This window comes from Saccharothrix sp. NBAS 001 (genome assembly GCF_056640475.1).
In genome coordinates, this window is record NZ_CM153251.1 from 5,915,625 (window position 1) to 5,927,787 (window position 12,163).

Below are 12,163 nucleotides of genomic sequence, written 5' to 3' on the forward strand. Positions count from 1 at the left end.
ACCTCGGGCGGAGGTCGGCCGCAGTACCTTGCGCGGCAAGGTAGCATGTCGGGCATGGCCACCGGGGAGGGTGCGCGGAGCCCGCTCGTGCAGATGCGCCGCGGGCTGGTCGAGTACTGCGTGCTCGCGCTGCTGCGCGGCGAGGACCGCTACGCCGTCGAACTGGTGGAGATCCTGGTCCGGCACGGTCTGATCGCGGGCGAGGGGACCATCTACCCACTGCTGTCCCGGCTGCGCGAACGCGGCCTGGTGACCACGACGTGGCGGGAGAGCGGGTCCGGCCCACCCCGCCGCTACTACGGGCTGAGCCCGGACGGCGTGCGCGCGACGGACCGCTTCGAGGAGGACTGGGCGTCGCTGAGCACGTCGGTGTCGGACATCCTCCGGGGGGAAGGCGGGAGCACGTGAACAGGTCCATCACCGAACACCCACTGGTGGGCGAGTACCTCGACGCACTGCGCCGGGAGGCGGCGACCCTGCCCCGGCCGCGCCGCACCGAACTGGTCGCCGAGATCCGCTCCCACCTCGAACTCTCCTCGTCGGAGCAGGCCGGCGAGGCCGAGGTCCGCGACCTGCTCGACCGGCTGGGCACGCCGCGGGAGATCGTGGCCGAGGAACCGGCCGCCGCGGACCGGGCGCCCGGAGGTCCGCAACCCCTGCGCCGCAGGGACGTCGTCGGCCTCCTGCTGCTCCTCGCGGGCGGCTTCGCGGTACCGCCGCTGGGCTACCTGATCGGCACCGCCCTGCTCGGCACGTCCCGCCGCTGGTCGGTGCCGGTCCGCGCGGTGCTCGTCGGCCTGCCCGCCGCGCTCGCCCTGACCTGGGTGGTCGACCGGCAGCTGGGCCACCGCTGGTACGCGGTCCAGGACCTGGTGCGCGACCCGAGCGGCCTGGCGGGCGACCTCTTCACGATCACCTCGCTCACCCTGCCGTTCGTGGCGGCGCAGGTGGCCCTCCTCGTCGCGATCCGCCACCTGCCGCTCACCCGGCGGAGTTGACCGGCCCCGGAGCGCGATGCCACCCCGCGTGGAAACGACATCCCGGCGTGGGCAACGCGGAATGCGGTGACATTGGGAGGGGTGAAGGGCACCATCTGTCGTTGACGTTAGGGACGCCGCATGGAGGGTTTACCGGACGAGCCCCCGGACTCCGCACCGGACGGCTCGGCGTTGCCCGCCGACCTCGTGCGCTACCTCGGCGGCGACGCCGCGGGGACTCGGACGACGCGCTGGTCGGGCACATCCGAGAACGGGGCTTCGCCGACGCCGTGTGGGACGCCCTGCGCACCCGGCTTGTCGTGTACGGCCTGGGGTTCGTTACACCGCTGATCGAGTCCGGGGCGATCTTCGCGAGCTGCCGCCGCCGCGGGTGGCGGCTGTACCAGCAGGTCGTGCTGCCCGAGGACGCCGAGGAACTCGGCATGGACGTCGTGCAGGACGGCCTGGCCCTGTTCGCCGAGCGCGGGATCGCCGGGCGGCAGTGGTCGCCGGCCGGCGGGCTGACGCTGCGGCGGTACTTCGAGAACGCGTGCGTGCTCAGCTTCCCCAACGTGTACCGCAAGTGGCAGCGCGCCCGGCGGGACTGGCAGGACGTCGAGCTGCTCGACGCCTGGGCGCCGGTCGAGCGCTACCAGGGCAGCCGGTCGCCGGAGGACGAGGTGGTCGAGCGGGTGGCCGTGGACGCCTTGTTCGACCGGCTCGGGCAGGACGCGGGTACCGTTCTCTTCCTGCACGACCAGAACTTCTCGCACGCCGAGATCGCGGAACTCCTGCGGCTCACCCCGCGAGCGGTGGAGGGACGGCTGCGCCGGGCCCGGCGGACGGCCCGCGCGTCGATCCTGGAAGGAGACCGGTGATGTCGACGGCGAACCTCTCGTCCGGAACGCACCGCATTGCCTCGCCCGCCGAGGTGGCCGGCTCGTCGGTGGCCGATCAGGTCTCGACCGGGATCGCCGCGCGGGTGAAGCCGGACGCGGCCCGCGCGGTAGTCGAGCGCACCGCGCACACCCACCCGGCCACCGCGCCCGGCCCGACGCCCGCGCCGCTGGTGTCCGACGACCAGGTCGCCGCCGCCGTGGCCGGCGACCGCGAGGCGGTCGGGCAGCTCCTGGCCGCCGTGCGACCGCTGGTGGTGCGGTACTGCCGGGCCCGGCTGGGCCGCGACGGCAGGTCGTCCGCCACGGCCGACGACGTGGCGCAGGAGGTGTGCCTCGCGGTGCTCAGCGCGCTCCCGTCCTACCGCGTGCAGGGGCGTCCGTTCCTCGCGTTCGTCTACGGGATCGCGGCGCACAAGGTGGCCGACGCCCACCGGTCGGCGGCGCGCAACCGGTCCACGCCGGTCGCGGAACTCCCGGACGGCCCCGATTCCGGGCTCGGCCCCGAGCAGCGCGCGATGGCCGACGACCTGACCCGCCGGATGGCCGACCTGCTGCGCGTGCTGCCCGACAAGCAGCGGGAGATCGTGCTGCTGCGGGTGGTCGTCGGGCTGTCGGCGGAGGAGACGGCCGACGCCGTGGGCTCGACGGCGGGGGCCGTGCGGGTGGCGCAGCACCGGGCGCTGACCCGGCTGCGGGAGACCTTGGCCGCCGAGCCGGGCCGGGTGTCCCGGTAGCGGCGGCGGGCAACCCGAGCCGGAGCACCCCCGTCCACTCGCCCGGTGGGAGACCGATGAGCGCCGAGCCCTCGCACCCGCCCGCACCGGGCCTGCGCTCGGACGCGCGGCACAACCGCGACCGGATCGTCCGGGTGGCCGCGACCCTGTTCGCCCAACGGGGCCTGGACGTCCCGATGACCGCCATCGCCCGGCACGCGGACGTCGGCGTGGCCACCCTCTACCGCCGCTTCCCGACCAAGGAGGCGCTGGTCACGGAGGTGTTCGCGGAGCAGTTCACGGCGTGCGCGGCGGTCGTGGAGGACGCCCTGGCCGACCCCGACCCGTGGCGGGGCTTCCGCGCCGTCGTGACCGAGGTGTGCGCCATGCAGATCGCCGACCGGGGCTTCAGCGCGGCGTTCCTGACCGCGTTCCCGCACGCGGTCGACGTGGAGCGCGAACGCCGCCGGGGCCTGGCGAACCTCACCGAGCTGATCGACCGGGCCAAGGCGTCGGGCGACCTGCGCCCGGACTTCGCCCCCGCCGACCTGCTCCTGGTGCTCATGGCCAACAACGGCCTGGCCACCGGCCCGCCCGAGACGGCGGGCGCGGCGTCCCGGCGGCTGGTGGCCTTCCTGCTCGACTCGTTCCGGGCCGGCCACGCCGACCCCGCCACCCCGCTGCCGCCACCGGTCGAACTCCAACCGCACGACGTCCTGTAGCCGCCGCCGGAACTCCTCGGCGCACGGGAAACGCCACCACGTCCCACCGGCGATCACGAACCACCGCGCCCGCACCCACTCTTCGGCGAGTCGGCCCACCGGCCGGAAATCGTGCCCGAATCAGCTCGGCGCGGCGCAGGAACTCCACGACCGGGCCGATGCCACAAAGTCGGCTCGGTGACCGAAAACCCGGAACTCAGGTGGAAAGTTCACAGCGAGCGCGCCCTGTACGCCCTACCCGGTGGGGTGCGGCTCGCGCTGCGTCGCCATCGCCCTGGTCGTCGACGAACACGACGAGGAGCGACGGAGCCGGCCGGGAAGGTGGTGCGGCGGCCCGTTTTCCGGCCGCTGCCCGGAATGGTCGACCCGCGCACCGACGCGCGCGGCGGCCGGCCTGCGGCCGTGAACGGGATCCTGCCGCCTGAGGCGGCCTGCGGGTTTCTGGTGCCCCCGGTCAGAGTCGAACTGACACTGGACGGGTGTTGGGTCCGCCCCGTCGGGGGATTCAGGTTGCCGCGCTACACCAGGTCGTACCCCGTGTGGTGTTCACGATAGACCGCGCAGTGCCGCGTGGGGATGCATGGTGCCGCGCCTGGCGTACAGCTTCCCGTGGGGCAAAACGTTGGGTTTCCGTTGGGCCGGAACGGGTCGGCGCGGGTGCGTGCGGAGCGTGACCACCAGTGACATGGAATCGCTCCCAACGATCAGGGACGCCCGACGTTACGGCCGCAATCTTGCGGTTCGGACACGATCACCCCAACATGAAGTGTCTTCACATGACGGCGATAATCCGAACGAGTGACGCCATTCGGCCGAACGGAGATCACCCTCGCGAGGGCACAGACACCCTCCGAATGTCCTGCTTAGGTGGAATCTTCCGTCCCAGCTGCTGCCGCCGGGGGGCCTACCAGATGGAGCTACCCAACCACCACAACCCGCAACACACCGCACTGTCTGCCCACATCAGCGATGAACTCCACGCAGGCGGGCTCTGGCGTCCAGGGATGATCGTCGTCCGTGGACTCACCCTCGCCCAGGTACTGGAGGAGATCTCCGGCGAGCCGGTCTACAGCCTGTTCCGCCTCTACCCGCTCGGAGCCCTCGACCCGAGCTGCGAGCGCGGCCTGCTGTCCGACGCGCTCGACGACTCCCGCGCGGAGCGACACCACAACATCCACCACATCGCCTGAGCCGCAGCTCAGGATTCCGCCACATCGGGCACATCATCGCCCGCGGAGGTGGTCCCCCGCCCACGTTCGGGCGCACCACCGCGGGCACGGCCGTGCGCCGCCTCCGAGTTCCCCGCCGGACGCGAACCGGACGCCGGATCGACATGCCCTTGGGATCGCAGGACGTCGACGATCCTCGCCACGAATTCCTTGTCCGAGATGTTCAGCTCCGCAGCACCTGCCGCGATCCTCGCATCGAGGTCGCTCCCCCTGCGTTTGCGCTCCGACGCTGGATAGCCAGCCAGTTCGAGCCACGCTTCAACCGGGGCCTCAAGAGTTCGAGCGACCTTTATCACGATCTGACGCCGCGGCCTCCAATCATCCTCAGGTCTGCCCGTCTTGCGTCCGGCCAACAGGTTGTCGATGGTGCCGTGGCCGACACCCGCCTCCTCAGCCAGCTTCCTCGTCGACCAGCCGCCACTCTTCATGGCTGCGTCCAGACGTTGAGCCAGCTCACCGAGGTCGCGCTCCCCGTGAGTCATGACGCGCATGATTCCGCACCTTTGATCAGGCACCAACATGAGGTTCCCACGGGATAAGACCAATGTTGCAGTTGGGCAAAATTGGGCGTAAGTTGGGCACATGATCAAGCGACCCGATCAGCCCGCCGCGGGCGCTTCCAGCGAGGAGCCCGCCACGATCACAGGCGAGTGGGTGCGCACACGGCGACTGGATGCGCACCTCACCCAACAGCAGCTCGCCGACCTGGCAGACTTGGCCCGCAACACGATCTGTTCCATCGAGATGGGCGGCATCGTCACGCCCCGGTCAGGCAGGCGGTTGCGGCGCGTCCTCCAAGCCAGCGATGCCGACCTCGTCAACCGAGTGGCTCGCCTGGAGGCCGAGGTCTTCAGCCCGGAGGTGGCGTGATGCCCGCCGACCTCGCCGCCGTGCGCCAGCTGGTCTTCGGACACGCCATCGTCGCCCCCATTCGCGTCGCCTACACCGCCAGCGAATCCGCGACGGCACTGGACGTCCCCACCACCCGGATCCACCGCCTCTACCGCTGCGGCGACTTCCCCGCCCGATACACCGGCAAACGGTTGATCATCGCCGGCGGGTTCCTGCTCGACCTGCTCGGCACCACGGAAGCCGAGCACCCCACCCTGCGCGACCACCGGCTCCACATCCAGGCCGACGCCTCCTACACCGCAGTCGACATCGGCGTCCTGCTGGGCATTTCCGAGGACGCAGCCAACCGGCTCGCCTGGTCCGGCCGACTCCGCCCCGACCTCAAACGCACCCGGCCACTCACCAGCGGACGCGCCATCCTCACCTACCTCGACGGCACCGACAGCACCGCCACACAACGGACCACGGCATGACCACCGCAGTCGTCCCCGACCTCGCCCCCAGCCAGTGGCGCGTCACCAAGCCCCACACCGTCGAGGTCACCCGGCTCACGTACGACTGCGAACACGACGACGAGACCTGCGGCGCGGCCGCGCAGGTCGCCGTCACCTGGACCGCGCTCCACCAGTTCGGCCAGCTCTACACCTGCCTCCATCACGCGCCCGCCGCGATCGCCACCGCCCTGGACGACTCGCCCGACGACACACCCATCGTCGTCGAGTACCTCGTCCTCGTCGACGTCTGAGCACCGCTTCCCCGTCCTCCCGACCCGATCGCGAGGTCAATCCTTGATTACCACTGAAGTCACCGACCCCACCACACGCCCATACGTCGTGATCGTCACCGGCTCGCGCCGCCTCCACGAGGTCACCGGCCGCCGCCTCGTCCACCGCGAACTCGACACGCGACGCGCTCACGTCGCAAGCCACAACACACAGCACGGCACCCGATGGTGGCTCGAAGTCCGCCACGGCGGCTGCCGCACCGGAGCCGACCGGTACGCCAGCGAGTGGTGCCGCGCCCACCCCGACGTCGTCGAAGACGTGCACATCCCGAACTGGTCCGGCCCCTGCACGCCGACCTGCGAACCGGGCCACCGCCGGACCAGCCCGGAAGGCCAGGAGTACTGCCCCGCCGCCGGGCCCCGCCGCAACGCCCACATGATCGCCCTCGGAGCGGACGAACTGGTTGGATTCCCGTCGCCGCACAAGAAGTCCAGCGGTACGCGCGGCTCTATCAAGACCGCCCGGCAGTGCGGCATCGCCGTCACCGTCCCGCCGGAACTGGCAGGCCAGCGATGACCTCCACCTCATGGCAACAGCGGCACCTGGTCGGCTACGACCTGGAGACCACCGGGCCCGACCCGGACACCGCGCTCATCGTCACCGCCGACCTAGTGCGACTCGACCCGGTCACCGGCATGGTCGTCTCGACCCGCAGCTACCTCGCCGACCCCGGCATCGACATCCCTACCGAGGCCACCGAGGTCCACGGAGTCACCACCGAGCACGCTCGCGCGCACGGCCAACCCGTCGCCGACGTCGCGCTCCTGGTGTACGACGACCTCGTCAACACCTGGACAGCCGGCTACCCCGTCGTCGCATTCAACGCCAGCTACGACTTCACCGTGCTGGACCGCGCACTGCGCCGCCAACCCGGCGTCCCGATGGAGATCACAGGCCCTGTACTCGACCCGCTCGTGATCGACCGCGGCGTGGACCGCTACCGCAAAGGGAGCCGCAAACTCGTTGCCGTATGCGAACACTACGGCGTCCCACTGTCCGAAGAGGATGCCCACAACTCTTCGGCCGACGCCGAAGCAGCCGCACGGCTCATGCTCGCGATCGCCCGACGTCACAGGTTCAAGGTCGGCCGTCGGGACCTCGGCGACCTGTGGCGGTCGCAGCGGGCGTGGCACCGCGAGTGGGCCGCGCACTACGAGGAATACCGACGCGGCCTGGTGCGCGACGAGACCAACCGGGAGTGGTGGGCGACCGCCGGCCACCGGTTGCCGTGCCGGACCTGGGCCGACCCCGACGGTCTGTGCGGATGCGGCCCGGCTCTCGACGGCTCCGGAGACCGGGCGGCCAGCGAGGTGCAGATCGATCGGCAGTGGCCGCTGAGACTGGCCGAGGCGGCGGTCGCATGACCGCGCTGGCCGAGGCCCCGCGCCGCAACCGGCTCGGCTATTACCACACCCCCTACGGCCGGTTCTTGTCGGTGACCACGATCATCGAACGCGGGATCGCCAAGCCGGAACTCCAGATCTGGCATGGGATCGAAGCTGCGCACTGCGCTCTGGACAACGTGCCGATGCTCGTGCGGGCTCGCACGGACGCCGCGCGGGTCGAGGCATTCGAATGGATCCGGGACGCCGCCACCCGGATCCGCGACGACGCCGCCGACAAGGGCTCCGCGATCCATGATGCGATCAACGCGCACATCCTCGGTGCTCCCAGGCCGCAGTTGTCCGAGGAGCAGCAGCCGTACTTTGACGCCTTCGACCGGTTCTGCGCCGACTGGCGGCCGGAGTGGGAGGCGACCGAACTGGTCGTCGCCCACCCGGAGGATCGCTGGTGCGGCACCGGGGACTGGTGGGCGCGGATCCAGCACCCGCTGCACGGCCGGGTGTTGGTGCTGGGCGACTCCAAGACCGGCAAGCCCGACAGGCGGAGGAAGAAGGGCACGTATCCGGAGACGGCCGTCCAGCTGTCCGCCTACCGGCGCGGCACAGTCGCGTGGCTGCGCGACGGCACCGAAGTCACCCCTCCCAGCGCGGAGCACGCGGTGGTCCTGCACATCCGCCCGGACTACTACCCCGACCGCGGTTACGCACTGCTCGACGCCGACACCAGCGACCCGTACTACGCCTGGTTCCTCGCCGCGCGCGACGCCGCCAACGCCTACAAGACGCTCGCGCGGGGCGCGATCGGCGACCCGCTGACCCCACCCGACTCCGCATACCCGGAGGTGGCCTGATGCCCATCGTCACGCTGCAGAAGAAGATCCGTGAACTCGGCCGCATCCGCATCGGCGTCACGACCACCGGCAGCAACGGGCGGAAACGGCCCGAGAAGCTGGACCGGTTCCGCCTCACCAGCAGTTCCCGGGAGCTGCTGGACAGGGTCTCCGCGCTCTACGGCGGCCGGGTCCAAGCGTGGTCTCCACAGGGCGGCGGCCCCAACCAGTGGGAGGTCGTCACCACCGCCACTCGGCTGCCGATCCTCGTCCCACCACAGCCCATCACCCAGTGGTTCGAGCTGTGGTCCGGTGGCGGCTGCGCGCGCCGCTGCGACGGCGAACGCGAAGTCCTCACCGAGCAGCCGTGCCTGTGCGACCCGGACCCGACGCGGCGCGAATGCAAGCCCACAACCCGGCTCAACGTCGTCCTGCGCGACGTCGAGGGCATCGGCGTCTGGCGGCTGGAATCACACGGCTACTACGCCGCCGTCGAACTCCCCGAGGCCGCCGAACTCCTGGCGCGCGCCGGCGGCTACATCTCCGGCTGGCTGTCACTGGAGGCACGGACCGCCAAGCGGGACGGCAAGACCCGGAACTGGATGGTGCCGACGCTGGAGATCGACATCACCCCGGCGCAGCTGCTGGAGATCGGGCTGCCGTCCGACACTACCCCCACTGCTCTGGAGCGGGTGCCCGCCCCGGCAGCGCTGCCCGCAGGCCGCCCGCCGAGCGAGGACGCGCTGTTGGCCAGCATCGCCGCCGCCACCTCCGTGGACGGGCTCCGTGAGGTGCACGACGGAGCCGCCAGGGCCGGGGCACAGATGACGCCCGCGCTGCAACAGGCGTTCGCACAGCGCGCCGCGCAACTGCGCGGGCACGTCGAGACGGACGGGGCCGACGCGGATTCGCTCTGGAGTTCCGTGCTGGAGCAGGCACCACAGGACTGGTCCACAGAGGACGTCGAAGCGGACTTCGGGCGTGTCACCGGGGTGGCCCCGGGGTCTGCGTCGGTGGACGACATCCGCCGCTACCTGGCGCAGCAGGCGTCATGACCGGGGTCGTCGCGATACCGACCGGCCCGGACGGGCGCGCGCGCAGGGTCCTGACGGCCTGTTGCGGCAGCCACGCTGCCGGACCGCTCGGCGCGTGCTGCGACCAAGACGACTGCGGCCCGTGCTGCCCGGAGTGCCCCACCTGCCCACGCTGTCGGTTCTTCGAGCGGTTCCATCCCGGCTGGGGACGCCAGGCCGCACAGGACCACCAGCGGTTCTGGGCGGAGTTCTGGGGCGACCGTGGCGCGCTCGCCGAGATCGCCGGCGCGATGGAGTTCTGGGACCGCGCGAACCCCCGTCACACAGCGATCCACCCCCAGGTCGCGTTGATCGTCCGCACCGTGCGCGCCGTCCGGCACGCGGTGTGGGGCCAGGTATTCGAGGAGGTCTGCTGATGTCCGACAACAGCGCCATCGAGCGGCCCGACGCCACCAGCTAGCCCACGCGGCGGGTGTCGACTTCGCCCCGACACCCGCCGCACCCCCAACCCAGGAGGTGCGCAGTGCCCCGCCCCAACAGCACCACCCCCACGCGGGACACCGCCAACCCCCACGGCCCCATCGCGCACCCCGACCCCACCCGCCACCCCAACCCGGAGCCAGCCATTCTCACCCCCAGCACCGAACTCCTCGGCTGCCTCCTCCAAGCCAGCCCCACCGACGCCGCGCCGATCCTCGACCTCGTCCACGACGACGACCTCCCAGACGCGCTGGAACAGCACGCCCTCATGCTCATCCGCGACCTCGTAGCCCGCGGCGTCACTCCCACCTGCGCCACCGTCCTCGCTCACGCCCGCACCACAGGCACCACGCGCGCGCAGTTCGAACTCCTCGCCAAGCGCCTCATCGACGCGAAATTCGGCGCACCGCTGCCCAACGCCGACTACCTCGCCGGGGTCGTCTTGGAGGACGCCTACCGGCGCGCCGGCATCGACTACGCCACCCGTATCCAGCAGGCAGCGCACGACGCCAGCCTCGACGACTACGAACGGGTCCTCGGCGACCGCGACCGACTCCGTGACCTCTGGCGACGCCACCGCACCGCACTCGGCGAGAACCCCGTCCGAGAGGTCGGTGCCGCATGACCCTCCACATCGCCAGCACCAACCCCCAAGGGCGGCCAGTCGTCATGCTCACCGACCGAGATCTCCACGAACTGGAACTTGAGCTGGCCAAGCACATCCAAGAGCGCAACGTCGACGAGCGCGGCCACCCGCTGGTCTACATCCGCTCCGGCCGCCTGGTCGAAGTTGACCTGGGACGTGACGGCGAAGCCCCTTCCCTGCGCGACATGACCGCATCCGGGTTCCGCTCCCGGATCGTCGCGATGATCAAGGCCATGCGGGTCGACGCCAAGAAGGGCAAGCCCGTCTCCGCCAAGCCCAGCCTCGATGACCTGTCCGGCCTCTACGAACGCCCCTACGCGCTGGAGGTACCCCGGCTCAAGCAGGTCACCATGTGTCCGCTCTTCGACAAGGAGGGCGGCTACCACGACACTCCCGGATATATCTGGGAATCCGCCACGTACTACGCGCCCGAACCCGGTGTCCAGCCGCCCCGGATTCCTGATCGGCCCACGGAGGACGACGTCCGGGCGGCGCTCGACCTGCTCGTGCGCGACCTGCTCGGCGACTTCCTACTGACCAACCCCGCAGGGGACCTCGCAGCCCTGCTCGGCCTGATGCTCACTCCGATGGTCACCGAGCTGATCAACGGGCCCCGCCCCCTGTACGTGCTCGATGCACCGAGCGCCGGTTCGGGCAAGACCAAGCTGACCCGCATGGTCACCGGGCACGCCGTTGGTGACTCCACCCTGCCTACGGCGCCCACCAACAGTGAGGAGTGGGGCAAGGCCCTGGTGTCACAGGCCCGCAAGGGGCGCGCGGTGATGGTGTTCGACAACGTCTCGGACACCATCGATTCGGGCACGTTCGCAGCCGCCGTCACCGCGTACCCCGCGTGGGAGGCCCGGATCCTCGGCACCTCGGACAACATCGAGCTTGCCAGCCCTGCCGCGTGGGTCGTGACCGGCAACGGCATGTCCATGTCGGCGGAGATGGCCCGGCGCTCGATGATCGTGCGGATCGAGCCGCACCCCCGGGACTACACCTCGTGGCGGCACAAAGACTTGGACCGGTGGGCGAAGCAGCACCGGGGGCGGATCCAGGCCGCGTTGGCGACCCTGGTCAGGTCGTGGATCGTAGCCGGGATGCCGGACGGTACTGCCGTGCTGCCGTCGTTCGAGTCCTGGTGCCGGGTGATCGACGGGATCCTCCGCAACGCCGGCGTCGAGGGCCTGATGCACGGCCGGATCGAGCAGCTCGACGAAGTCGATGAGGAAACCCAGGCATGGGAGCAGTTCGCGCTGGCGTACACGGCGCTGGAGGAGATCGGCAAGATTTCTCCGGAGGGGGCTACGGCCGGTCAGATCCTGGCAGCGCTGAAGGCCGAGCACGGGTCGAGCACGGTGCCGGAACTGCCGCTGGGTATCGACCAGTTCACATCGGCTGTCGCGTTGGGAAAGCGGTTGTCGGACAAGAGGGGTGCGGTGCTCGGCGAGGTGACGGAGGGGCAACTGAAGCTGGTGCGGGACAAGGATCGTACGAAGACGTGGCGGTACAGGGTTGTCGTGGTCGGATGAGGGTGTCGTGGTGTGACGACGGGGGTGCGCCCCGGCGGCCTGGTGGCTGCCGGGGCGTCGTCGTGTGCAGGGGGTGCAGGGGATGGTGCAGGGGGTTAGTTGATCACGTTTCAGGCGC

At 70.7% G+C, this 12,163-nt stretch carries 17 protein-coding genes; 16 read left to right on the forward strand and 1 reads right to left on the reverse strand.

The window, feature by feature from the left end; genetic code table 11:
• Positions 1 to 54 precede the first annotated feature (54 nt).
• The 6 genes from AC0HI0_RS24815 (at position 55) to AC0HI0_RS24840 (ending at position 4,501) form a co-directional block, all read left to right on the forward strand.
• Positions 55 to 408, forward strand: coding sequence for a PadR family transcriptional regulator (locus AC0HI0_RS24815; RefSeq protein ID WP_480925901.1), 354 nt, complete (start codon positions 55 to 57; stop codon positions 406 to 408).
• Entirely contained in the window at positions 405 to 998 is a 594-nt protein-coding gene (locus tag AC0HI0_RS24820) for an HAAS signaling domain-containing protein (protein ID WP_480925902.1), read from the forward strand. Before AC0HI0_RS24815 ends, AC0HI0_RS24820 begins: the two co-directional genes overlap by 4 nt.
• A gap of 269 nt (positions 999 to 1,267) precedes the next feature.
• On the forward strand, positions 1,268 to 1,855 hold the full coding sequence (locus AC0HI0_RS24825) for an RNA polymerase sigma factor (protein WP_480925903.1): 588 nt from the start codon (positions 1,268 to 1,270) through the stop codon (positions 1,853 to 1,855).
• A gap of 53 nt (positions 1,856 to 1,908) precedes the next feature.
• On the forward strand, positions 1,909 to 2,610 hold the full coding sequence (locus tag AC0HI0_RS24830; protein ID WP_480934378.1) for a sigma-70 family RNA polymerase sigma factor: 702 nt from the start codon (positions 1,909 to 1,911) through the stop codon (positions 2,608 to 2,610).
• Between the two features lie 56 nt (positions 2,611 to 2,666).
• Positions 2,667 to 3,311, forward strand: a complete 645-nt coding sequence (locus tag AC0HI0_RS24835; RefSeq protein WP_480925904.1) for a TetR/AcrR family transcriptional regulator — start codon at positions 2,667 to 2,669, stop codon at positions 3,309 to 3,311.
• A gap of 1,004 nt (positions 3,312 to 4,315) precedes the next feature.
• A complete protein-coding gene (locus AC0HI0_RS24840; RefSeq protein ID WP_480925905.1) occupies positions 4,316 to 4,501 on the forward strand; it encodes a hypothetical protein in 186 nt (61 codons plus the stop codon).
• A gap of 8 nt (positions 4,502 to 4,509) precedes the next feature.
• On the opposite strand, the gene AC0HI0_RS24845 is transcribed toward AC0HI0_RS24840, so the two are convergent.
• A complete protein-coding gene (locus AC0HI0_RS24845; protein ID WP_480925906.1) occupies positions 4,510 to 5,031 on the reverse strand; it encodes a helix-turn-helix domain-containing protein in 522 nt (173 codons plus the stop codon).
• 91 nt (positions 5,032 to 5,122) lie between these two features.
• Between AC0HI0_RS24845 and AC0HI0_RS24850 the strand changes: the two genes are divergently transcribed.
• The 10 genes from AC0HI0_RS24850 (at position 5,123) to AC0HI0_RS24895 (ending at position 12,045) form a co-directional block, all read left to right on the forward strand.
• Positions 5,123 to 5,410, forward strand: coding sequence for a hypothetical protein (locus AC0HI0_RS24850; RefSeq protein ID WP_480925907.1), 288 nt, complete (start codon positions 5,123 to 5,125; stop codon positions 5,408 to 5,410).
• Positions 5,410 to 5,865 carry a hypothetical protein gene (locus AC0HI0_RS24855; RefSeq protein WP_480925908.1) on the forward strand — a complete coding sequence of 152 codons (456 nt, stop codon included), beginning with the start codon at positions 5,410 to 5,412 and terminating at the stop codon, positions 5,863 to 5,865. The genes AC0HI0_RS24850 and AC0HI0_RS24855 overlap by 1 nt, the downstream gene beginning before the upstream one ends.
• Positions 5,862 to 6,137 (forward strand): hypothetical protein, encoded by a 276-nt coding sequence (locus AC0HI0_RS24860; RefSeq protein WP_480925909.1) that lies wholly within the window; start codon positions 5,862 to 5,864, stop codon positions 6,135 to 6,137. Before AC0HI0_RS24855 ends, AC0HI0_RS24860 begins: the two co-directional genes overlap by 4 nt.
• Before the next feature lie 88 nt (positions 6,138 to 6,225).
• Complete coding sequence (locus AC0HI0_RS24865; RefSeq protein WP_480925910.1) at positions 6,226 to 6,693, forward strand: hypothetical protein; 468 nt, start codon at positions 6,226 to 6,228, stop codon at positions 6,691 to 6,693.
• Positions 6,690 to 7,541 (forward strand): exonuclease domain-containing protein, encoded by an 852-nt coding sequence (locus tag AC0HI0_RS24870; protein WP_480925911.1) that lies wholly within the window; start codon positions 6,690 to 6,692, stop codon positions 7,539 to 7,541. The genes AC0HI0_RS24865 and AC0HI0_RS24870 overlap by 4 nt, the downstream gene beginning before the upstream one ends.
• Positions 7,538 to 8,371 carry a hypothetical protein gene (locus tag AC0HI0_RS24875; RefSeq protein ID WP_480925912.1) on the forward strand — a complete coding sequence of 278 codons (834 nt, stop codon included), beginning with the start codon at positions 7,538 to 7,540 and terminating at the stop codon, positions 8,369 to 8,371. Before AC0HI0_RS24870 ends, AC0HI0_RS24875 begins: the two co-directional genes overlap by 4 nt.
• Positions 8,371 to 9,405 (forward strand): recombination directionality factor, encoded by a 1,035-nt coding sequence (locus AC0HI0_RS24880; protein ID WP_480925913.1) that lies wholly within the window; start codon positions 8,371 to 8,373, stop codon positions 9,403 to 9,405. Before AC0HI0_RS24875 ends, AC0HI0_RS24880 begins: the two co-directional genes overlap by 1 nt.
• Entirely contained in the window at positions 9,402 to 9,800 is a 399-nt protein-coding gene (locus tag AC0HI0_RS24885; RefSeq protein WP_480925914.1) for a hypothetical protein, read from the forward strand. Before AC0HI0_RS24880 ends, AC0HI0_RS24885 begins: the two co-directional genes overlap by 4 nt.
• 107 nt (positions 9,801 to 9,907) lie before the next feature.
• Positions 9,908 to 10,489, forward strand: coding sequence for a hypothetical protein (locus tag AC0HI0_RS24890; RefSeq protein WP_480925915.1), 582 nt, complete (start codon positions 9,908 to 9,910; stop codon positions 10,487 to 10,489).
• Positions 10,486 to 12,045 carry a hypothetical protein gene (locus AC0HI0_RS24895; RefSeq protein ID WP_480925916.1) on the forward strand — a complete coding sequence of 520 codons (1,560 nt, stop codon included), beginning with the start codon at positions 10,486 to 10,488 and terminating at the stop codon, positions 12,043 to 12,045. The genes AC0HI0_RS24890 and AC0HI0_RS24895 overlap by 4 nt, the downstream gene beginning before the upstream one ends.
• The last annotated feature ends 118 nt before the right edge of the window (positions 12,046 to 12,163 follow it).

Bases quoted from the DNA above. Each gene is read 5' to 3' on its own strand.
- AC0HI0_RS24855 (WP_480925908.1), top strand. From the start codon at position 5,410: ATGCCCGCCGACCTCGCCGCCGTGCGCCAGCTGGTCTTCGGACACGCC.
- AC0HI0_RS24845 (WP_480925906.1), bottom strand. From the start codon at position 5,031: ATGCGCGTCATGACTCACGGGGAGCGCGACCTCGGTGAGCTGGCTCAA.
- AC0HI0_RS24880 (WP_480925913.1), top strand. From the start codon at position 8,371: ATGCCCATCGTCACGCTGCAGAAGAAGATCCGTGAACTCGGCCGCATC.
- AC0HI0_RS24875 (WP_480925912.1), top strand. From the start codon at position 7,538: ATGACCGCGCTGGCCGAGGCCCCGCGCCGCAACCGGCTCGGCTATTAC.
- AC0HI0_RS24860 (WP_480925909.1), top strand. From the start codon at position 5,862: ATGACCACCGCAGTCGTCCCCGACCTCGCCCCCAGCCAGTGGCGCGTC.
- AC0HI0_RS24815 (WP_480925901.1), top strand. From the start codon at position 55: ATGGCCACCGGGGAGGGTGCGCGGAGCCCGCTCGTGCAGATGCGCCGC.
- AC0HI0_RS24840 (WP_480925905.1), top strand. From the start codon at position 4,316: ATGATCGTCGTCCGTGGACTCACCCTCGCCCAGGTACTGGAGGAGATC.
- AC0HI0_RS24850 (WP_480925907.1), top strand. From the start codon at position 5,123: ATGATCAAGCGACCCGATCAGCCCGCCGCGGGCGCTTCCAGCGAGGAG.
- AC0HI0_RS24870 (WP_480925911.1), top strand. From the start codon at position 6,690: ATGACCTCCACCTCATGGCAACAGCGGCACCTGGTCGGCTACGACCTG.
- AC0HI0_RS24835 (WP_480925904.1), top strand. From the start codon at position 2,667: ATGAGCGCCGAGCCCTCGCACCCGCCCGCACCGGGCCTGCGCTCGGAC.
- AC0HI0_RS24895 (WP_480925916.1), top strand. From the start codon at position 10,486: ATGACCCTCCACATCGCCAGCACCAACCCCCAAGGGCGGCCAGTCGTC.
- AC0HI0_RS24885 (WP_480925914.1), top strand. From the start codon at position 9,402: ATGACCGGGGTCGTCGCGATACCGACCGGCCCGGACGGGCGCGCGCGC.